Source organism: Streptomyces sp. JNUCC 63, from assembly GCF_054366325.1.
This window is the reverse complement of sequence record NZ_CM135963.1, coordinates 5007241-5026393: the sequence shown is the minus strand read 5'-3', so window position 1 is coordinate 5026393 and position 19153 is coordinate 5007241. Positions and strand designations below refer to the sequence as shown.

The 19153-nt window shown below is 70.1% G+C and carries 20 protein-coding genes and 1 tRNA gene; 12 read left to right on the top strand and 9 right to left on the bottom strand.

Annotation, left to right across the window (positions count from 1 at the left end; all coding sequences use genetic code 11):
• The first annotated feature begins 78 nt into the window (after positions 1–78).
• The 3 genes from ACX25U_RS23135 to glxA all read left to right on the top strand — a co-directional run bounded on the left by ACX25U_RS23135 (position 79) and on the right by glxA (position 4541).
• Positions 79–152, top strand: a tRNA-Lys gene (locus ACX25U_RS23135).
• A gap of 400 nt (positions 153–552) precedes the next feature.
• Complete coding sequence (locus ACX25U_RS23130) at positions 553–2610, top strand: glycosyltransferase family 2 protein (protein WP_454382790.1); 2058 nt, start codon at positions 553–555, stop codon at positions 2608–2610.
• Positions 2607–4541 (top strand): radical copper oxidase GlxA, encoded by a 1935-nt coding sequence (glxA, locus tag ACX25U_RS23125; RefSeq protein ID WP_454382788.1) that lies wholly within the window; start codon positions 2607–2609, stop codon positions 4539–4541. The genes ACX25U_RS23130 and glxA overlap by 4 nt, the downstream gene beginning before the upstream one ends.
• 63 nt (positions 4542–4604) lie before the next feature.
• Here glxA and ACX25U_RS23120 read toward each other — a convergent pair whose 3' ends face one another.
• Complete coding sequence (locus ACX25U_RS23120) at positions 4605–5639, bottom strand: glycoside hydrolase family 6 protein (RefSeq protein WP_454382786.1); 1035 nt, start codon at positions 5637–5639, stop codon at positions 4605–4607.
• A gap of 104 nt (positions 5640–5743) precedes the next feature.
• The gene (locus tag ACX25U_RS23115) at positions 5744–5947 is read right to left on the bottom strand and encodes a hypothetical protein (RefSeq protein WP_454382785.1); all 204 of its coding nucleotides are present in this window, start codon (positions 5945–5947) and stop codon (positions 5744–5746) included.
• Here ACX25U_RS23115 and ACX25U_RS23110 point away from each other — a divergent pair.
• Complete coding sequence (locus tag ACX25U_RS23110; protein ID WP_454382783.1) at positions 5946–6269, top strand: hypothetical protein; 324 nt, start codon at positions 5946–5948, stop codon at positions 6267–6269. The two genes, ACX25U_RS23115 and ACX25U_RS23110, sit on opposite strands and share 2 nt — an antisense overlap.
• A gap of 10 nt (positions 6270–6279) precedes the next feature.
• Here the strand turns inward: ACX25U_RS23110 and ACX25U_RS23105 are convergent, their stop codons facing one another.
• The 3 genes from ACX25U_RS23105 to ACX25U_RS23095 all read right to left on the bottom strand — a co-directional run bounded on the left by ACX25U_RS23105 (position 6280) and on the right by ACX25U_RS23095 (position 8269).
• Positions 6280–7059: an HAD-IIA family hydrolase gene (locus ACX25U_RS23105; protein WP_454382781.1), complete on the bottom strand. Its 780-nt coding sequence runs from the start codon at positions 7057–7059 to the stop codon at positions 6280–6282.
• Between the two features lie 135 nt (positions 7060–7194).
• Entirely contained in the window at positions 7195–7923 is a 729-nt protein-coding gene (locus ACX25U_RS23100; RefSeq protein WP_454382779.1) for an SDR family oxidoreductase, read from the bottom strand.
• 148 nt (positions 7924–8071) lie between these two features.
• Positions 8072–8269, bottom strand: coding sequence for a DUF1737 domain-containing protein (locus tag ACX25U_RS23095; RefSeq protein ID WP_454382778.1), 198 nt, complete (start codon positions 8267–8269; stop codon positions 8072–8074).
• A 117-nt stretch (positions 8270–8386) separates the two neighbouring features.
• On the opposite strand from ACX25U_RS23095, the gene ACX25U_RS23090 reads away from it, so the two are divergent.
• From ACX25U_RS23090 to ACX25U_RS23080, 3 genes are all read left to right on the top strand, one after another.
• The gene (locus ACX25U_RS23090) at positions 8387–9457 is read left to right on the top strand and encodes a Gfo/Idh/MocA family oxidoreductase (RefSeq protein WP_454382776.1); all 1071 of its coding nucleotides are present in this window, start codon (positions 8387–8389) and stop codon (positions 9455–9457) included.
• Positions 9454–9939, top strand: coding sequence for a heme-degrading domain-containing protein (locus ACX25U_RS23085; protein WP_454382775.1), 486 nt, complete (start codon positions 9454–9456; stop codon positions 9937–9939). The genes ACX25U_RS23090 and ACX25U_RS23085 overlap by 4 nt, the downstream gene beginning before the upstream one ends.
• A gap of 115 nt (positions 9940–10054) precedes the next feature.
• Entirely contained in the window at positions 10055–10588 is a 534-nt protein-coding gene (locus ACX25U_RS23080) for a PIN domain-containing protein (RefSeq protein WP_454382774.1), read from the top strand.
• Here the strand turns inward: ACX25U_RS23080 and ACX25U_RS23075 are convergent.
• On the bottom strand, positions 10485–11069 hold the full coding sequence (locus ACX25U_RS23075; RefSeq protein WP_454382773.1) for a helix-turn-helix domain-containing protein: 585 nt from the start codon (positions 11067–11069) through the stop codon (positions 10485–10487). The two genes, ACX25U_RS23080 and ACX25U_RS23075, sit on opposite strands and share 104 nt — an antisense overlap.
• Positions 11070–11286: 217 nt before the next feature.
• Here ACX25U_RS23075 and ACX25U_RS23070 point away from each other — a divergent pair, with 217 nt between their 5' ends.
• From ACX25U_RS23070 to ACX25U_RS23055, 4 genes are all read left to right on the top strand, one after another.
• Positions 11287–12735, top strand: coding sequence for a purine-cytosine permease family protein (locus tag ACX25U_RS23070; RefSeq protein ID WP_454382772.1), 1449 nt, complete (start codon positions 11287–11289; stop codon positions 12733–12735).
• The gene (locus ACX25U_RS23065; protein ID WP_454382771.1) at positions 12732–13598 is read left to right on the top strand and encodes a nitrilase family protein; all 867 of its coding nucleotides are present in this window, start codon (positions 12732–12734) and stop codon (positions 13596–13598) included. The genes ACX25U_RS23070 and ACX25U_RS23065 overlap by 4 nt, the downstream gene beginning before the upstream one ends.
• A gap of 258 nt (positions 13599–13856) precedes the next feature.
• Positions 13857–14768, top strand: coding sequence for an LLM class F420-dependent oxidoreductase (locus tag ACX25U_RS23060; RefSeq protein WP_454382770.1), 912 nt, complete (start codon positions 13857–13859; stop codon positions 14766–14768).
• Between the two features lie 75 nt (positions 14769–14843).
• On the top strand, positions 14844–15815 hold the full coding sequence (locus ACX25U_RS23055) for an endonuclease/exonuclease/phosphatase family protein (protein WP_454394457.1): 972 nt from the start codon (positions 14844–14846) through the stop codon (positions 15813–15815).
• A 107-nt stretch (positions 15816–15922) separates the two neighbouring features.
• On the opposite strand, the gene ACX25U_RS23050 is transcribed toward ACX25U_RS23055, so the two are convergent.
• Positions 15923–16591, bottom strand: a complete 669-nt coding sequence (locus tag ACX25U_RS23050; RefSeq protein ID WP_454382769.1) for a YidC/Oxa1 family membrane protein insertase — start codon at positions 16589–16591, stop codon at positions 15923–15925.
• Between the two features lie 101 nt (positions 16592–16692).
• Positions 16693–17010: a DUF6412 domain-containing protein gene (locus ACX25U_RS23045; protein WP_454382768.1), complete on the bottom strand. Its 318-nt coding sequence runs from the start codon at positions 17008–17010 to the stop codon at positions 16693–16695.
• Between the two features lie 178 nt (positions 17011–17188).
• Between ACX25U_RS23045 and ACX25U_RS23040 the strand changes: the two genes are divergently transcribed.
• A complete protein-coding gene (locus ACX25U_RS23040; protein ID WP_454382766.1) occupies positions 17189–18220 on the top strand; it encodes an SEC-C domain-containing protein in 1032 nt (343 codons plus the stop codon).
• Between the two features lie 12 nt (positions 18221–18232).
• Here ACX25U_RS23040 and ACX25U_RS23035 read toward each other — a convergent pair whose 3' ends face one another.
• The gene (locus tag ACX25U_RS23035; protein ID WP_454382764.1) at positions 18233–19132 is read right to left on the bottom strand and encodes a LysR family transcriptional regulator; all 900 of its coding nucleotides are present in this window, start codon (positions 19130–19132) and stop codon (positions 18233–18235) included.
• Positions 19133–19153: the final 21 nt, after the last annotated feature.

Sequence of the window (19153 nt, the reverse complement as noted above, 5' to 3'; positions counted from 1 at the left end):
GCGTATTGACGGTCCGGACGACGCACGCAAATGGTCGGGAACGCCTCCGGGCGTCATGTAAAGTAAACGGGTCAGCAGGCGCCGCTAGCTCAGTTGGTTAGAGCAGCTGACTCTTAATCAGCGGGTCCGGGGTTCGAGTCCCTGGCGGCGCACAGTGACGAGGGCGAGCCACGTCCGCGGGAAACGCGGACCGGGCTCGCCCTCGCTGCATCCGGCTCCCGCCGGGCGTCTTGCGATCATGCCGAACGCCGTAGAACCCTGTATGCCAAACTGTCGCCGATAAGTGGCAGTTGGGGGGTGTTGAGGACGTTGGGGGGTGTTGGGGGGTTGTAACAGCCGGTTGCCCGTTCCGTGGGGAGAAGGGGCCCCATGCGTCGAAGGCCGCCGAGGGGGGCAGCCATGCAACCGGCGGGCCGCGGTGCCATGTCTATAGGGTGGGACGACGTGGTGCCTGCGGCTCACCACGCACACGTCTGCGAAAGGTCGAGGGGGACCCGAAGCAGGCGAAGGAACCGACGAACACGCGCACATGTGCGTGTGGGGGGATGACTCATGACGTCCACGCCGAAGGGCGCCCGACAGGATTTTGATCCTTCTCAGACCACTCAGCTCCGGCTGCCGTGGCACCGCGGCAGCAACACCGGGACCCTGCGCAGAATCAAGAAGACCCTGCCGAGATACGACTACGAGCACTACAGCCGCCTGGCCGGCCCCCTCACCCAGCCCGACCCGGACAAGCCGTACAAGGTGCAGTACCGCTCACTGATCTCCCAGGAGCCGCACCGCATCCGGGTCGCGCTGATGCTGGCCGCCGCGCCGCTGCTGTCGCTGGTCCTGCTGGTCTGGCTGCTGCAGCCCAAGCACTGGACCGAACGCGACTACCCGGCCTACGACTTCCTGCCGGCCCTCGACATGGTGATGCTGGTCTCGATCGGCCTGATCGAGTTCTTCCGCTGCATGAACGTGCTGTCCAACGCGCACGCCACCCTGGTCGCCCGCGACCCCATACCCGTGGTGCCCGAGACCGGCACGAGGGTCGCCTTCCTGACCTCCTTCGTGCCCGGCAAGGAACCCCTGGAGATGGTGACCAAGACCCTGGAGGCCGCCGTACGGCTGCGCCACCGGGGTCTGCTGCACGTCTGGCTGCTCGACGAGGGCGACGACCCCGAGGTGAAGGCGGTCTGCGCGCGCCTGGGCGTCCACCACTTCAGCCGCAAGGGCGTCGCGCGCTGGAACCAGCCCAAGGGCCCGCACCGCGCCAAGACCAAGCACGGCAACTACAACGCCTGGCTCCAGGCGCACGGCGACGACTACGACTTCTTCGCCTCCGTCGACACCGACCACGTACCGCTGCCCAACTACCTGGAGCGGATGCTGGGTTACTTCCGTGACCCGGACATCGGCTTCGTCATCGGCCCGCAGGTCTACGGCAACTACGACACGTTCGTCACCAAGGCGGCCGAGTCGCAGCAGTTCCTCTTCCACGCCCTCATCCAGCGCGCCGGCAACCGCTACGGCTCCCCCATGTTCGTCGGCACCTCCAACGCCGTACGGATCAAGGCCATCAAGCAGATCGGCGGCCTGTACGACTCGATCACCGAGGACATGGCCACCGGCTTCGAGATGCACCGCGCCAAGAACCCGGCCACCGGCCGCAAGTGGAAGTCGGTCTACACCCCGGACGTCCTCGCGGTCGGCGAGGGCCCGAACGCCTGGACGGACTTCTTCACCCAGCAGCTGCGCTGGTCGCGGGGCACGTACGAGACGATCCTCAAGCAGTACTGGAAGGGCTTCGGCACACTGCCGCCGAGCAAGCTCTTCAACTACACCATGATGATCATCTTCTACCCGATGTCCGCCCTGAACTGGATCCTGGCGGCGCTGAGCTGCGCGCTGTTCCTGGGCCTGGGCGCCTCGGGCGTGAACATCGACCCGACCGTGTGGCTGATGCTCTACGGCAACGCCTCGGCGCTCCAGATCGGCCTGTACATCTGGAACCGCCGGCACAACGTCTCCCCGCACGAACCGGAGGGTTCCGGCGGGGTGGCCGGCATGGTGATGTCGGCGCTGTCGGCGCCGATCTACGCGCGCTCGCTGATGGACGCCGTGCTGCGCCGCAAGAGCAAGTTCGTGGTGACCCCGAAGGGCGAGTCGGCGAGCCCCGACACGCTGTTCGGCACGTTCCGCATCCACTGGTTCTTCATCCTGGTCTTCGGCGGTTCGCTCGCCGCCGGTTTCGTCTTCGGGCACTCCCACCCGGCGATGATCACCTGGGCCACGTTCGCCATGCTCATCACGGCCGCACCGATCTTCGCCTGGCGGTGGACGCTGAGGCAGGAGCGGAAGAGGGGCGCGGGCCCGGCCGCCGCGCCCCAGCCGCGGGACGCGGTCCCGGCACACGCGCACCGGGCCCACACACCGGCCCAGGGGATGCCCGTCCCCGTGGCGGAGGTGCCACCGGGATACGCGCCGAACCCCGCACAGCAGCGCCCCACCTGGGCCGCGGCGGGCGGCACGGCGAACAACGCGACGGACGGAACGACGAACGGAACGACGGGCGAGCACACCATGCAGATCGCCCTCGGTGGACTTGGGGGACGTAAGGAATGAAGGACCAGGCCGGCCTCCGCCGCGCCCGACGGCTCGGGATCGGCGCGGTGGTGGTAGTCGCTCTGGCCGGGATGAACGGGCCGTGGCTCTACCGCTTCGGCACGGAGCGCTACCACCAGTACAAGATCAACAAGCCCGAGTACAAGGCCGAGAACGGCCACTGGGAGATCGTCCAGTTCCCGGAGGAGTACCGGCAGAACACCATCCACGCCGTGCTGCTGCACACCGGCAAGGTGCTGATGGTCGCGGGCTCGGGCAACAACAAGAAGAACTTCGACGCCCGGCAGTTCGACACCCGTATCTGGGACCCGGTCAAGGGCACCGTCAAGAAGGTGCCCACACCCGAGGACCTGTTCTGCACGGGCCACACCCAGCTCGCCGACGGCAACATCCTGATCGCCGGCGGCACCAAGCGGTACGAGAAGCTCAAGGGCGACGTCACCAAGGCCGGCGGCCTGATGATCGTCCACAACGAGAACCCGGACAAGCCGATCACGCTGCCCGCGGGCACGAGGTTCACCGGCAAGGAGAACGGCAGGACGTTCGTCTCCAAGGACCCGGTGCTGGTGCCGCGCGCCAAGAAGAACTTCGACGCCACCGGCAGGTTCACCGGCAACACCCCGGGCCTGGGCCGTATCTACGTCGAGGCGCAGAGGAGCGGCGCCACGTACGAGACCGGAACCCAGGACAACTACAGGATCCAGGGCCTGACCGACGCCGACGCCCGCAACACCTACGGCATCGCGCAGAAGCTCGCCCTGGACAAGAAGGACTTCCAGGGGATCCGGGACGCCTACGAGTTCGACCCGGTCGCCGAGAAGTACATCAAGGTCGACCCGATGAACGAGGCCCGCTGGTACCCGACGCTCACCACCCTGAGCGACGGCAAGATCCTCAGCGTCTCCGGCCTCGACGACATCGGCCAGCTGGTCCCGGGCAAGAACGAGATCTTCGACCCCAAGACCAAGAAGTGGACGTACACGCCGAAGATCCGTCAGTTCCCGACCTACCCGGCGCTGTTCCCGCTGCAGAACGGCAAGCTGTTCTACTCGGGCTCCAACGCGGGCTACGGCCCGGCCGACGTGGGCCGCGACCCGGGCGTCTGGGACGTGGACAGCAACGAGTTCACCAAGCTGCCCGGCCTGAGCGACGCCAGGATGATGGAGACCTCCGGCACGGTCCTGCTGCCGCCCGCGCAGGACGAGCGGTTCATGGTGATCGGCGGCGGCGGGGTCGGCGAGTCCAAGCTGGCCAGCAGGAAGACCCGGATCATCGACCTGAAGAGCAGGAACCCGCGCTTCACGGACGGTCCGTCGCTGGAGAAGGGCACCCGCTACCCGCAGTCCTCGATCCTGCCCGACGACTCCGTCCTGGTCTCCGGCGGCTCGGAGGACTACCGGGGCCGCGGCGACTCCAACATCCTCCAGGCCCGGCTCTACGACCCGAAGTCCAGCACCTTCAAGCGGGTCGCCGACCCGCTGGTCGGCCGCAACTACCACGCCGGTTCGATCCTGCTGCCGGACGGCCGGGTGATGTTCTTCGGCTCCGACTCGCTCTACGGCGACAAGGCCAACACCAAGCCCGGTACGTTCGAGCAGCGCGTCGAGATCTACACGCCGCCGTACCTGTACCGGGACTCGCGGCCCTCCCTGTCGGGCGGCCCGCAGACCATCGCCCGGGGCGCCTCGGGGGCGTTCACCTCGCAGCACGCCGGCACGGTCAAGAAGGTCCGGCTGATCCGCCCGAGCGCATCCACGCACGTGACGGACGTCGACCAGCGCTCGATCGCGCTGGACTTCACCACGTCCGGTGACAAGATCACGGTGAAGGTGCCGAAGAACCGGAACCTGGTGCAGTCCGGGTGGTACATGCTGTTCGTGGACGACGACCAGGGGACGCCGAGCAAGGCGCAGTGGGTGAAGGTGCCGTAGACCGACGGCTCTCGGGGGCGCCCTTCTTTGATGGGGGCGCCCCCGAGTCGTCTCCGGACGCTGCTACTTACTGGCCTTGGCGAGCTTCAGCGCGTACTCGGCCCACCAGTCGCCCGCCTTGGGCCCGCCCTTGCAGGTGCCGTCGGACTCGCCGGGCCGCTTGACCCACAGGTAGGCGTCGACCAGGGGGTCGGCCGTCCTGGTCGTGGGTGCCTCGCCCAGCGCCCGGCCGGGCGGGTTGCACCAGCGCTCGTCCGGATCGCCGCCGTCGTAGGGGCCGTTGCCGTTGCGGCTGGTGTCGACGACGAAGTGCTTGTTCCCGGTCTTGGCGGACAGCTGCTTGCCGTAGGCGATGGAGTCCTTCGTGGGGTAGAAGTTGGAGACGTTGACCGCGAAACCGTCGGCCTGGTCCACGCCCGCCCGTCGCAGCGGCTCGAAGATCTGGTCGGGATGGCCCCAGCCCGCGTTGCCGGCGTCCAGGTAGACCTTGGTGTTCTTCAGGGACTTGAGCCGTTCGACCGCGCCCTTGAGCAGGTCGTAGCGCTCGGCCTGGAACTCCTCCGGGGTGCAGCCGTCCACCAGGTGCAGCACGGCGTCCGGCTCCAGGATCACCGTGGCCGCGCGGTCCCCGATGCCCTTGGCCACGCCGTCCACCCAGGCCCGGTAGGCGTCGCCGTCACCGGCGCCGCCCTGCGAGTACTGGCCGCAGTCGCGGTGCGGGATGTTGTAGAGGACGAGCAGCGCGGTGCGGCCCGCCTTGTCGGCGGCCCCGGTGAAGCCGCGGGCCTCCTGCTCGGGGTTCTCCGGCCCGATCCACTCGCCGGTCGGCTGCTCGGCGATCTTCCGGATCTGCTCGGCGTCGGCCTTCTTGCCGGCCTTGACGTACGCGGCGACCTGCCGGGCCGCCCTGCTGTCCGGGTTGACCCAGAACGGGTCGGCCTCCTTGGGCTGTTGGGTGATGGAGGCGCCCTCGTCCTTGCCGTCGTCGCCTCCCGAGGAGCACCCGGCGGCCAGCAACGCCGCCCCCAGCACCACCGTGGACGCCCGGATCCCCGCCGAAGAGGCGCGCGAGAGAGCCCCTTTCCTGCTGCCGTACATGCCTTCCCCCCTGGTGCGTTCAGCCACGCCCCATGCTGACACACGGGTGGCGCGGCCCTCACGCACTCCGCCGGTGCTTGTCGGGGACCTGTTACGGCAGGGGCTCAGGGACCGGTTCCGGCGGGCCGGCCGGCCGCGGCCATGTCCCCGGTGACCGGCACGGTCGGCGGCTGCCGTACGTCGCCCAGGTCATGTCCCCACAGCCACAGTCCGAGCAGCAGCACGACCCAGGCCAGGCCGACGAGGAGACGGCCGGTGCCGCGGGAGGGGGCACGGCCGATGCCGGGGTCGAAGTCAGGATCGGGCATGGTGATCGCGTCCTCGGTCGTCCGTCCTACGGCTCCGGTGGACGACGGCCGCCGCGGCGGCACCCGCGAGGACCAGCCCGGTCACGGCGTGCGCGGCACCGGGACCGGCGGGGGCGGGGGCCTCCACGGCGGCAGGGGCGGCATCAGGGACCTCGGGTTGCCCTTCCGCCGCCCGGGCCGTGGGGACCAGGAGGGCCCCCACCAGAAGTCCCGCACAAAGCGTGAGACGTACTGGACCCATCGTGACACCTCCGCCTACCAGGAGACGCCCGACGGCCCGGCCCCGCATCCGCCCCGGCCCCGCACTGCTCCGAACGGGTGACCGGGCGGCCTCAGACGCGCTCGACCAGATCCGCGATCGAGTCGACGACGTAGGACGGCCGGAACGGGAAGCGGTCGACATCCTTCGGCTGGGTGACACCGGACAGGACCAGGAACGTCCGCATCCCGGCCTCCAGGCCCGCGAGCACGTCGGTGTCCATGCGGTCGCCGATCATGGCGGAGGTCTCCGAGTGGGCGCCGAGCGCGTTCAGCCCGGCACGCATCATCAGCGGGTTGGGCTTGCCGACGAAGTACGGCTTCTTACCGGTCGCCGCGGTGATCAGCGCGGCGACCGAGCCGGTGGCGGGCAGGGCTCCCTCGGCGGAGGGGCCCACGTTGTCCGGGTTGGTGGCGATGAACCGGGCACCGTCGTTGATCAGGCGCACGGCCTTCGTCATGGCCTCGAACGAGTAGGTCCGGGTCTCCCCGAGGATCACGAAGTCGGGGTCGTGGTCGGTCAGGATGTAACCGATGTCGTGCAGCGCGGTGGTCAGACCGGCCTCACCCATGACGTACGCGCTGCCGCCGGGCCGCTGGTCGTCGAGGAACTGCGCCGTGGCCAGGGCGGAGGTCCAGATGTTCTCCTCCGGCACGTCCAGGCCCATGCGCACCAGCCGGGCGCGCAGGTCGCGCTGGGTGTAGATCGAGTTGTTGGTGAGCACCAGGAACGGCCGGCCGGACTCCCGCAGCTTCTTCAGGAAGGCGTCGGCACCGGGGATCGGAACACCCTCGTGGATCAGGACACCGTCCATGTCGGTGAGCCACGACTCGATGGGCTTGCGGTCTGGCATGTGCGGGTCTCCTGCCGTACGCGGGCGTGCGTGAGCCCCAGCGTAACCAGTGCCCGGATCTTGCCGAAACGGTCCGGCGGACGGCGCCGGAGCTTGGCTTTCCGCGTACCGCGCGCCTGGAAGGGCGCGAGCGGGTCAGGAGAGCCAGTCGGTGTAGCGGGTGGGGGCGAGGTGAGCGTGCTCGTCGGTGAGGACGTCGCCCTTGACGACGGCGAACATGCCGGCGGTGGGGTCGGTGACGACGGTGCGGTCGTCGCCCTTGCGGGACAGGGTGATCCGGCCCAGCTCGTCCAGGGGGAAGACCTCGGGGCCGGCGATGTTGCGAATGCCGTTCAGCGGGGTGCCCGCGGCGACCTCCGCCACCGCCTCGGCCACGTCCCTGGAGGCGATCGGCTGGATCGGCGTGGCGGGCAGCCGGACGGTGTCGCCGTCGGTGGTCCAGGACAGGACGGCGTCCATGAACTCCATGAACTGCGTCGCCCGGACGATCGAGTAGGGGATCGGCCCGGCCGCGAGGATGCCCTCCTGGAGCACCTTGGCCCGGTAGTAGTCCAGCTCCGGCACCCGGTCCGCGCCGACGATCGAGAGGATGACGAAGTGGCCGACGCCGCCCCTTCGGGCCGCGGCCAGAAGGTTGTCCATCGAGGTCCGGAAGAAGGCCAGGGAGGCTTCGTCGAAGGTCGGGGAGTTCGTCAGGTTGACGACGACGTCGGCTCCCGCCACCGCCTCGTCCAGGCCCTGGCCGCTGATGACGTCGACTCCGGTGGAGTGCGAGTGCGGCACCGCCTCGTGCCCGGCGGCGTTCAGATCCTTGACGACCTGCGACCCGATCAGCCCGGTACCGCCGATGACTGCGAACCTCATGGCATGCCTTTCGTCTGCCTTTCGTCGGACCATGTCCGCAATATGGCATATGACCCACCATGTGGGCGCGGCATGTACCGAAGCCGGCGGATGCCCTCGACCGGCCGCGACACCGCTGCGGGCAGCCGGTGCGCACGCAGCCGCGGGCTCAGTTCCCGGTCTCCCGGCACCCGGACCAGACGACCGCCTGCGCGACGATCACCCGTTCTCCGTCGAACGTGACCGACGGCCCTTCGTGCAGCCGGTATCCCATCGCCAGGGCCTCGCTCACACGGTGGCAGAACGCCGCATCGTCAGGACCGGTCAGCACCCGGTAAACGGGCAGCCCGTCCGGTGGTGTCGTCATGCCCCCAGCGTGTCACACGCCCGGCCGCCGACGCCGTCGAGGCCTCACCGCCTCCTCGGCGCCCCCACTTCGGACCCGCATGTGCACCTGGCCAACGGCATTGCGAGAGTAGGGGGCATGACTGGTACTCCCCTCCGCGTGGGCCTCGTCGGCTACGGTCTCGCCGGCTCCGTGTTCCACGCCCCCCTGATCGCCGCGACCGAGGGCCTGACCCTCGACACGGTGGTCACCTCGAACCCGCAGCGTCAGGAGCAGGCCCGGACGGAGTTCCCGGACGTCCGCACCGTCACCGGCCCCGACGAGCTGTTCGCCCGTGCCGGCGAGCTGGACCTGATCGTCGTCGCCTCCCCGAACAAGACCCACGTCCCGCTCGCCACGACCGCCCTGAAGGCGGGCCTGCCGGTGGTCGTGGACAAGCCGATCGCCGGTACGGCGGCCGAGGCCCGGGACCTCGCGGCCCTGGCCGAGGAGCGCGGTCTGCTCCTGTCCGTCTTCCAGAACCGCCGCTGGGACAACGACTTCCTCACCCTCCGCAAGCTGATAGCCGAGGGCGAGCTGGGTGACGTATGGCGGTTCGAGTCCCGCTTCGAGCGCTGGCGGCCGAAGCCGAAGGGCGGCTGGCGGGAGTCCGGCGACCCGGCGGAGATCGGAGGGCTGCTGTACGACCTCGGCAGCCACGTGGTCGACCAGGCCCTGGTCCTGTTCGGCCCGGCCACCCAGGTGTACGCCGAGTCGGTGATCCGCCGCGCGGGCGCCGAGACCGACGACGACACGTTCATCGCGATCACCCACGCGAACGGCGTCCGCTCCCACCTCTACGTCTCCGCCACGGCCGCCCAACTCGGCCCGCGCTTCCGGGTGCTGGGCTCGCAGGCGGGCTACGTGAAGTACGGCCTGGACCCGCAGGAGGCGGCACTGCGGGAGGGGAGGCGCCCGGGCCCCGAGGGCTGGGGCACGGAACCCGAGTCCATGTGGGGCCGCATCGGCGCGGGAGAGTCCCCGCTGACCGGCGGCGGCCGCCCCGTACCGACCCTGCCCGGCGACTACCCGGCGTACTACGCCGCCGTGGCCGCCGCCCTGCGCGAGGGCGCCCCGAACCCGGTGACCGCCCGGGAGGCAGCCGCCGCACTCGACGTCCTGGAGGCGGCCCACCGCTCGGCCCGCGACGGCGTGGCGGTGCGGCTGTGACGAACAACGACACCCGGACCACCCCGAGCGTCGAGGAACTGGAGGCCCAGGAGCGCCGCCTGGTCCTCCCCCACTTCACGTACGACGACGCCTGGGCGCTGGGCTCGCTGCTGGTGAACCTGGCACGCGAGCGCCAGGCCCCGGTCGCCATCGACATCCACCGCGCCGGCCAGCAGCTCTTCCACGCGGCCCTTCCCGGCTCCACCCCCGACAACGACGCCTGGATCGCCCGCAAACGCCGGGTGGTGGAGCGCTACGGCTCCGCCTCCTACCTGGTGGGCGCCCGCTTCCGGGCCAAGGGCACCACCTTCGAGGCATCCTCCCGCCTGGACCCGGACGTCTACGCGGCCCACGGCGGCTCGTTCCCGATCAACGTCGAGGGCGCGGGCGTGATCGGCGCGGTGACGGTGTCCGGTCTGCCGCAACTGGAGGACCACCGCCTGGTGGTCGAGGCGCTGGAGCGGTTTCTGACCCAAGGGTAAGGAAAGCTCCGGCCCAGCATTCGGCATCGTCCGGCACACGCGAAGCGATGTCATCGCAGACATCGCACTCCGTCGGCGAAAGGACCTGCCATGTCCCGGACCGTGATCGGCCCCGATGGCAGGATCCTCGCGGAAGCCACGCGCATCCACGGAACGTGGACAAAGGCCAAGGCCGTTCGCATGGCGACGGAGGACGCGGTCGGGGGAGCGGCTCCGCCTGCTGCCGTACGGCTTCGAACTGCTCCCCACCCCTGACGACGTGTGGGACCGTGTGCTTGACGTGCAGCGCGAGGCGCTCGCCGGCGGCTTCCACCGTTCGCTGTCGATGGCGGACCTGCTCATCGCCGCCACGGCCGAGCGCCATCGCGCCACGGTCCCGCATGACGACGGGGGTTTCGAACGGATCGCGACGATCACCGGACAGCGCGCCCGCCGGGTCGTGCCCCCGGGTGCCGCTGCTCACTGCCCCGCCACGGCAGGAGTCGGACGCCCTTTTCGGGGCCACGGCCGTAGGTACTTACAGCTGAAATTCCCGGCGCATCACACTAACGGGAGCCGCTCCATGGGGCCGGGACGAAGGTCCACAGGACCTCGGCCGGGGACGGGCCCGAGTTGCGCCAGTTGTGGGGCTCGCGACCGGAGAACGTGAGGGTGTCGCCGGCCGTCAGTGTCTGCGTGCGCCCCGTGAACTCCACGGAGACCTCGCCTCTGACGACGTGCAGCACCTCGACGTCGCAGTTGATGGTGTAGAGGTCGTCGCCGCCGTTCGCGCCTGGTTCGAGGTGCGAGCGCAGGACCTGGACCTTCGACTGCGCGCGCGGTGTGATCAGGCGGTCGATGACGTCGTGGCCGCCCATGTTGATCTTCGGAGCCTCCGTGAGGCGCACGACCTCGGTGTCGGCGTCCTCGAAGAGAGAACCGACCGGCAGCGAGAGCACCTGACACAGGGTCACGAGGGTCGAAACGCTCGGCGAGGTCTCGTCGCGCTCGACGCGGCTGAGGAACCCCCTGGTGAGGCCAGTGGCAGCGGCGACCTGTTCGATCGTGAGCCCCTGCGCCTTGCGGCACGCTCGAAGCCGCGCTCCGACACGGACTGGGTCGCCGGAGGGCGCCGGATGCAGCGCTTTCATGAACTCCTCGCCTTGTTCGGCCGGCTCACGGACGGCTCTTGACAGGTTCGTGGCCCGGAGCCAGACTACCCGCACTGAAAATTGTCGAATAGACATTTTTTGTTGTGTATAGGTAACTCTCAAGGGTCGCAGATCCGAGGGACCAGGTTCCGGCGGGCTCTGTCGAAACCCTCCGTTCCCGCCGGACGACCGACCTCCCAGTGACAGGACGAAGGCGATGTCCGCTTCAGATACCGTGCCGAGCCGCGAAGGCGCGATCGAGCAGCACTCGATCGACTACGTGCCCAGCACCGAGCGCCACGGCAAGGTATGGCACCAGGGACCGTTCTGGTTCACCGGCAACTTCGTGCTCCCGACCATGGTCGCCGGCTTCGTCGGCGCCTCGATGGGCCTCAGCGTCGGCTACAGCGTGCTGGCCATCCTCCTCGGCGTCGGCTTCGGCACCTTCTTCATGGCGTTCCACGCCAACCAGGGGCCGCGCATGGGCCTGCCCCAAATGATCCAGTCACGGGCGCAGTTCGGCAGCCGCGGCTCCACGGTGCCGTTCGCCGCGACCGTGTTCGTCTACGTCGGCTTCCTCGTCTTCGACACGGTCCTCGCCGAGCAGGGCATCGGACTCCTCCTGCCCGACGGCAAGCTTTTCTGGTATCCGGTGCTGATCGCGGCATCGATCGTCATCGCCGTGGTCGGGCACGACCTGCTCCACTTCGTCCAGCGCTGGCTGACGTATGTGCTCATCGTCGTCTTCGCGATCCTCACGATCGTGGCCATCGTGCACTTCTCCTCCAGCCCGATCCCCGCGGACGCCCCCGCCACGACGGCGGGGTGGGACTTGAACGCCTTCCTCGTGCAGTTCTCCCTCGCGGCCGGTTACAACATCAGCTACTCGGTGTACGTCTCCGACTACACGCGCTACCTCCCGGCCGACGCGCCCGCGGGCAAGCTGATCACCGCCGTCTACTCGGGCGCCACGTTCTCCGCGGTGTGGCTGATGTCGCTGGGGGCGATCCTTGCCAGCTATCTGCCGAACCCCGACCCGATCCTGGCCCTGCGTGAGGTCGGCGACCTGCTCTTCCCCGGCTTCGGCCTGATCGCCGTGGTCACCTCGGTCCTCGCGCTGGTCTCGATCATGGGCGTCAACGCGTACGGCGCGATGCTCACCGGCACCAGCGCGATCGACGGCTTCCGCAAGGTGCGTCCGACCGTGCGGCTGCGGGTCGTCGGTCTCGTCGTGGTCGGCGCCGTATCGATCGTCGTCGCCCTGCTGATCCCCGACGACTACATCGGCAGCTTCAACGACTTCGTCCTGCTGATGCTCTACTTCCTGGTGCCGTGGACCGCGGTCAACCTGGTCGACTTCTACTTCGTGCGCCGCGGCACGTACGCGATCGCCGAGATCCTGAAGCCGAACGGCGCCTACGGCCGCTGGGCATGGCGCGGCGTCACCGCGTACATCGCCGGGTTCGTCGCGATGATCCCCTTCTTCTCGACGAGCTTCTACGTCGGCCCCGTGGCGGAGGCGCTCGGCGGCGCCGACTTCTCGTTCATCATCGGTCTGACCGTCTCCGGCGTGCTCTACCTGCTGTTCTCACGGAATCTGGACCGTGATGCGGAGGCCGATGCCCGCGCGGAGAGCGAAGCGGAACTGGAGGGAACCGCCCGGTGACGCCGCAACCCATATCCCAGGCGCGCCCGGCGGTCACGGTCGCGAGCTGCCAGATCGCGCCACGTGTCGGCCGTGTCGAGGAGAACCGGCGGCAGATCCGTGAGGCGGTCGAGGAGGCGGCCCGGCGGGGCGCGAACATCGTGGTTCTGCCCGAGCTGGCCAACTCCGGCTACGTCTTCGAGGACGCGGACGAACTGCTGTCGGTGGCCGAGCCACTGGACGGCGCGACGATCAGGGAGTGGGAGGAACTCGCCGCCCGGCTGCGGCTGGTCATCGTCGGCGGCTTCGCCGAACTCGGCGCCGACGGCCGCGCGTACAACTCGGCCGTGCTCGTCGACGAGACAGGATCGCGCGCCTCGTACCGCAAGGCGCATCTGTGGGACGGTGAGAAGACCTGGGGCTTCACGCCCGGGGACGTACGGCCGCCCGTGGTCGACACCCCGTACGGGCGTATCGGGATGCTGGTCTGCTACGACCTCGAGTTCCCCGAGTGGGTGAGGCTGGTGGCCCTGGACGGGGCCGAGCTGCTGTGCGGACCGGTGAACTGGCCGCTGTACCCGCGACCGGAGGGCGAGCGTCCGGGCGAGATCATCCGCGTCCAGGCAAACGCCGCGGTGAACCGGATGTTCGTCGCGGTCGCCGACCGCACCGGCACCGAACGGGGCCAGGACTGGCTCGGCGGCAGCGTGATCGTCGACGCCGACGGCTATCCCGTCACTCCGCTGCGTCTGGGCGAGGAGGCGGTCGTCACCGCGACGCTCGACCTCACCGAGGCGCGGAACAAGGCCATCAGCGACCGCAACGACGTGCACGCGGACCGCCGGCCCGAGCTGTACGCACACCGAGGAACGGGGCGGCCATGACGCAGACGACGGTCGCGATCGTGCAGCAGCCGCCCGCCCCGCTCGACGCCCACCGGGCGGGAGTGGGACCCGACGCGCCGACAGGATGATCCCTCCGGGGGCCATCCGGTGCCGGGTGGCCCCCTGCTCGGGCGGTCCCCGGAACAGCGTTGGTCCTCTCGGGGGAAGCCGGGGATTATCCCGGGACGCCCTCCGGTTGGGACGTGCTGTACGCGTGACGATCAAGGCACAGCACCCCGTCCGGAGGGATCGGAACCGATGAGCGACACCACAGGCCCTTTGCACCCTTCGCGCCCTTTGCAGGAGACCGTCGGCCGGTACGGCATCTGGAGCATCGGGCTCCGCTCGGAGGACGCGGCCCGGCGCGGCGAACTCGCCGAGGCTGCCGCCGAGTTGGAGGAACTGGGATACGGAGCCGTCTGGCTGGGCGGCAACAGCACCGCCCGCAACGCCGCCCCGCTGATCGAGGCGACCCGGCGGATCGTCGTCGGCACCAGCATCCAGAGCGTCTGGCAGCAGGAGCCCGCCGACACCGCGGCGCAGTTCACCGAGCTGGAAGCCGCCCACCCCGGCCGCTTCGTCCTGGGCCTCGGAGTGAGCCACGGCCCGCGCGTGGAGCAGTACCGGAAGCCGTACTCGACGATGGTCGGCTACCTGGACCAGCTCGACGAGCTCGACCGGTCCGGCAAGGGCGGCGTGCCCGCCGGGCGCCGCGTGCTCGCCGCCCTCGGCCCGAAGATGCTGGAGCTGTCCCGGGACCGGGCGGCCGGCGCGATCCCGTACCTGGGCACGCCGGACCACACCGCGCAGGCCCGCGAGGTGCTGGGCGAAGCCGCCCTGCTGGCCCCGGAGTTCAAGGTCGTCCTGGAAACCGACCCGGCCCGCGCCCGCACGGTGGCCCGCGCCTACCTCGCCCCCTACCTGGAACTGCCGAACTACACCAAGAACTTCCTGCGCCTCGGCTTCACCGAGTCCGACGTCACCGACGGCGGCAGCGACCGCCTGATCGACGCGCTGTTCGCCTGGGGCGAGGACTCCCGCGTCCGCGAGCGCATCGAGGCGTTCCACACGGCGGGCGCGGACCACGTGGCACTCCAGGTGGTCACCGACGGCCCACGGGAAGCCCTGCCGAGGCAGGAATGGCGCAGGCTGGCCTCCCTCCTGGGGTGACCTTCGGAAACTGATTCACCTGGTAGATCGTCTTAGGACGTGAGGTCAAGGGGACGGGGAGCCACGGTGGAGCAGGTGCGGGCGGACAGCGGTGCGACGCCGGCGGCGAAGGCGGCGGCACCCCGGTGGACGCGGGGGCGGGTGCTCGCCGCGCTCGCGGTGCTGACGGCCGGGCTGCTGGTGTTCCACCGGGCCGTGCCCAACTCCGTGGGCCGTCTGGGCAGTCTGCTGGAAGCGTTCCTGCCCTGGCTCGGCCTGGTGGTCGTGGTGCTGCTCGGCCTGGCGCTGCTGCGCCGTTCGGCCGTCGCGCTGGTGGCCCTGCTCCTGCCGGTGGCGGCCTGGACGTACCTCTTCGGCGGACTGCTCCTGCCCGGACCGGAGCCCGGCGCGCACGACCTGCTCGTGGTGCAGCACAACGTCAGCGACGAGAACACCGACCCGGCGGGCACGGCCCGCGCCCTGGCCGGCGCCGAGCCCGATCTCATCGCGCTTCAGGAGCTGGTGCCCCCGGCGCTGGCGGTCTACGAGAAGACCCTCGCTCCGCAGTACCCGTACCGCGCGGTCCGGGGCACCGTCGGACTCTGGTCGAAGCATCCGCTGACCGGCACCCGGCTGCTGGACATCAAACCCCGGGGGATCTCGGAGGACTGGAGCCGCGGGCTGCGGACCGTGGTCCACACGCCGCACGGCGAGATCGCGGCGTACGTCGCGCACCTGCCCTCGGTCCGCGTCCGGGCGAGCGGCCTCGCATCCGCCCGGCGCGACGAGAGCGCCGGCCTGCTGGGCACGGCCATCGCCGCCGAGAAGCTGGGAACGGTGGTCCTGCTGGGCGACCTCAACAGCACGGTCGACGACCGCGGCCTGGCCCCGCTGACCTCACAGATGAACGTGGCGGAACGAGGCCTCGCCTTCAGCTTCCCCGACGTCTTCCCCCTGGCCCGGATCGACCAGGTCATGGCCCGCTCGGCGTCCGTCACCCACATCCGCACCCTGCCCGCCACCGGCAGCGACCACCTGCCGGTGGCCGCCAGGATCACGCTGGACTGAAGAACTGGACTGAAGAAGCAGTCCCGGTGACGACAGGCGATCGCAGAAGCCACCGTCGGCGGCTGCCCAAATGTTCACCCAGCAATACCCCGTTCACGTACTGGATCTCACCGATACAGCGCAACCCGTTCGACCGCACTCCACGCCGTACTGGTCACCACGTACAGCGCGGCGGCCAGCGGCACCACGGCCACGGTGACGAGCGTGAAGAAGGACATGAACGGCATGACCCTGCCGACGGCACCCACGTCGACCAGGCTCCGCCTCGCCTGAAGGAAGTTGAAGGTGGCCACCAGGCCCACAACCGCGAACAGCCCCAGATACACCGCTCCCGCGGCCCCGAACACACCGTCCTGCGCCAGCGCATCGACCCACCGCCCGTCGAGCGGCGCGGCCAGCAACCGGTGACTGAGCAGCCCGTCACCGCCGGCCGCCGACGTACTCGAGAACAGGTGGTAGAGCAGGAAGAAGGCGGGCAGTTGCAGCAGGCTGGGCAGACAGCCCGACAGCGGCGACACCTTCTCCCGAGCGTGCAGCTCCAGCACGGCCTTCTGCAGCTTCTCGGGGTCCTTCCGGTACTTCCTCCGCAGCTCGTCGACCCTCGGCCGCAACGCGGCCCGCGCCTTCTGCCCACGCGCGGCGGCCCGGGAGAGGGGGTGGACGAGCAGTCGTACGAGGGCGGTGAACAGAACGATCGCGGCGGCGGCCGCGGAGGCGTGGAACAGCGGCTGGAGCAGGTCGGCGAGCCGCTCGACCAGACTGGCGAAAACGGACATGGGTGAGCCCTCCGGGGGTCTCGTCGTGCCGGACGTACGGGATGACGTGATGACGGCATGACGACCCGCGCAGGGTCACGAGGTGAGGTGCGTGGTGTGCCCTACGCGGCGATCGCCGGAAGGAAGCACCCGGGCGCCCTGGGCCGGCGCCGACCCGCGGCATCGGGATCCCGCTGCGGCAGGAAGGCCGTACGAAGGGCCCGGTCACGCATGGCCGTACGCACCCGAGTGGGCGCCACGGCGGGCACACACCGCGAGGCCAGCACCGCACAGACGACGAGCGCGGCCCCGGCAGCGGCGGTAGCGGCGAGCGCGACGGCAACGGTCGCGAAGAGACCACCGGTGTCGAGCAGAACGACCGGCAGCAGCAGAAGCAGCAGCGCGGCGAAGAGACGCAGACCAACCCGACTACGGATCACGTCAACTCCCCTCCCGCACCGGCGCACAGCCTCGGACCCGAGGTTATACGAAGGGCGCCCGGGCGGCTCCTCCGAGCCTCGCTGCACCCCGGGACGCGGCGGCGAGCAGATCGGGCGCCCGGCCACTTGACCTGCACCTGCCTCACTCATGTCACCGCCCGGCAGTACGGTGTCCCCCATGCGCCCCGACACGCCCGCCGAAAACGTCGACCACGCCGCCGAGGCGGCCCGCCTGCGGCGGACCGCCGATCTGTATCCCGAGGACGCCGAGGCCCTCCTCCTCCGGGCCGCGGCCCACCTGGAACTGTCCGGCGACCGCCCCGCCGCGACCACCCTCTACGACCACCTGCTCTCCTCCCCCGCCGCCCTGGAGAACTCCCACCTGGTCCGCGCCCTCAAGGCCTCCAACCTCTGGGAGTACGACCACGAGGCGGAGGCGAGAGCGATCATCGAGGGCATCCGCTCCGCGTCCCCCCGCGACCCGGCCCCCTGGGTGATCATCGCGGAGTCCCTGGAGTCCCACGACGAGCTCGAGGCAGCGCACGAGACGTTCACGGAGGGAGTGGAGCGGCTGCTGACGAACGCCACGGAACCCCCGTACGCCACCCGCCCCCTCCTCTTCGGCCGCCACCGCGTACGCCGCATGCTGGGCGCCGCCCACGACGACTGGGACATGCTGGCCGACACCCTCCACACCTCCCCCGTCCCCCTGGACGAACTCCACGACCCGAAACGGGTCTGGTCCCTGGGCTCGGAGAACCCCGCGGAACTGAAGGCGGAGATCACCCGCCTCCACGCCGAACTGGGCGCCTACCGCGCCGCCCTCTCCCGCCCCTTCCCGGTGGCGGTCCTCCACTGGCCGGCGGCAGAACTGACCGAACTCCTCACGGCCTACGCCGCCCTGGCCACGGAGTACCCCTCCCACGAGACCCACCTGGCGACGATAGAGGCGTCCCTGCGCGAGCTTGCCTCCTCCGGCACCCCGAACCTGGGCATCGTCACAGGCACGGTCCCCTCCTACGAGGCCTTCGCGGCCTCGGAGGGCGCGTCCCCGTCCGACGCGACGCTGCTGCCGCAGTACGCGACGACACTGGCGGCTCGGGGACGGGCGGTGGCGTGGCCTCCGCAGCGGGGAGCGGCTTGCTGGTGTGGATCGGGACGGACGTACGGGGAGTGCCACGGGACGCCCGACCCTGCCGGAACCACCTGAGGGGAACGCGATTCATTCCCGTTGCCCGGGTTCGCCGAAGGCCATCACGAGCTGATCGAGCAAGGACGCCGCGGACGGGTGTGGGGCGCGACGTGGTGTGATCACGTAGATGCCGCGGGTCGGTGGATCGACGAGAGCCACCGTGGTGACGTCGGTCCGCAGCGCGCGAGTCAGCACTCCGGGTATCAGCGCGATGGCGTGGCCGGTCGCGACCAGGGCCGTCTTGCCGGGCAGATCGGTCGCGGTGAGGTCGATGCGGGCGGTCACTCCGGCGCGGGCGGCGTGCTGGCGCAGCAGTGCCGCGGAGCCCTCGTTGTCCTCCACCCAGGTCTGGTCGGCCAGTTCCCGAATGTGCACCGGGCCGCATCCGGCCCGCGGGTGGTCGGCGGGCAGCACGACGACCATCTCGTCCATCCCCAGGAACCGTCGTTCGAGACGCGGGTCGTTGGGAAGCCCCGGTGGCGCATCGGTGACGACGGCGACGTCGAGGTCGCCGGAGACCACCCGGTCGTGCAGCTCCAGGCTCAGTCCGGGCAGCAGGCTCCACCGGAGGGGTCCGGCCGTGTCCAGCAGGCGGCGGATCGCCACGGGCACGAGCCCGGCGGCCAGTGACGGCGTCGCCCCGACGGCCAACGGCCGGCCCGGCGCACCGTCACGCAGTTCCCGTACGGCACGAACGGCCCGGTCGGCCTCGTCGAGCGCGGCCATGGCGTGGTGGCGGAACACCTCTCCGGCAGGCGTCGGGCGCACGCCCCGCACATGCCGCTGCACCAGCAGCACCCCGAGCTCGCGCTCCAGCCCGGCGATCTGCCGGGAGACGGCCGACTGCGTGTAACCGAGTTCGCCGGCCGCCGCCGACAGCGACCCGAGCCGACACACCGTCACAAACGTCCGCCACGCAGTGAGCACCATGGCACAAGCATGCCTGCCGAT

What these genes read in the sequence shown, in the direction of transcription:
- ACX25U_RS23095 (WP_454382778.1), bottom strand. Translation starts at nt 8,269, where the DNA reads ATGACGACACCACCGGACGGGCTGCCCGTTTACCGGGTGCTGACCGGT.
- ACX25U_RS23100 (WP_454382779.1), bottom strand. Translation starts at nt 7,923, where the DNA reads ATGAGGTTCGCAGTCATCGGCGGTACCGGGCTGATCGGGTCGCAGGTC.
- glxA (WP_454382788.1), top strand. Translation starts at nt 2,607, where the DNA reads ATGAAGGACCAGGCCGGCCTCCGCCGCGCCCGACGGCTCGGGATCGGC.
- ACX25U_RS23070 (WP_454382772.1), top strand. Translation starts at nt 11,287, where the DNA reads ATGTCCGCTTCAGATACCGTGCCGAGCCGCGAAGGCGCGATCGAGCAG.
- ACX25U_RS23075 (WP_454382773.1), bottom strand. Translation starts at nt 11,069, where the DNA reads ATGAAAGCGCTGCATCCGGCGCCCTCCGGCGACCCAGTCCGTGTCGGA.
- ACX25U_RS23060 (WP_454382770.1), top strand. Translation starts at nt 13,857, where the DNA reads ATGAGCGACACCACAGGCCCTTTGCACCCTTCGCGCCCTTTGCAGGAG.
- ACX25U_RS23080 (WP_454382774.1), top strand. Translation starts at nt 10,055, where the DNA reads ATGGCAGGATCCTCGCGGAAGCCACGCGCATCCACGGAACGTGGACAA.
- ACX25U_RS23035 (WP_454382764.1), bottom strand. Translation starts at nt 19,132, where the DNA reads ATGGTGCTCACTGCGTGGCGGACGTTTGTGACGGTGTGTCGGCTCGGG.
- ACX25U_RS23120 (WP_454382786.1), bottom strand. Translation starts at nt 5,639, where the DNA reads ATGTACGGCAGCAGGAAAGGGGCTCTCTCGCGCGCCTCTTCGGCGGGG.
- ACX25U_RS23090 (WP_454382776.1), top strand. Translation starts at nt 8,387, where the DNA reads ATGACTGGTACTCCCCTCCGCGTGGGCCTCGTCGGCTACGGTCTCGCC.
- ACX25U_RS23130 (WP_454382790.1), top strand. Translation starts at nt 553, where the DNA reads ATGACGTCCACGCCGAAGGGCGCCCGACAGGATTTTGATCCTTCTCAG.
- ACX25U_RS23115 (WP_454382785.1), bottom strand. Translation starts at nt 5,947, where the DNA reads ATGCCCGATCCTGACTTCGACCCCGGCATCGGCCGTGCCCCCTCCCGC.
- ACX25U_RS23110 (WP_454382783.1), top strand. Translation starts at nt 5,946, where the DNA reads ATGGTGATCGCGTCCTCGGTCGTCCGTCCTACGGCTCCGGTGGACGAC.
- ACX25U_RS23050 (WP_454382769.1), bottom strand. Translation starts at nt 16,591, where the DNA reads ATGTCCGTTTTCGCCAGTCTGGTCGAGCGGCTCGCCGACCTGCTCCAG.
- ACX25U_RS23105 (WP_454382781.1), bottom strand. Translation starts at nt 7,059, where the DNA reads ATGCCAGACCGCAAGCCCATCGAGTCGTGGCTCACCGACATGGACGGT.
- ACX25U_RS23040 (WP_454382766.1), top strand. Translation starts at nt 17,189, where the DNA reads ATGCGCCCCGACACGCCCGCCGAAAACGTCGACCACGCCGCCGAGGCG.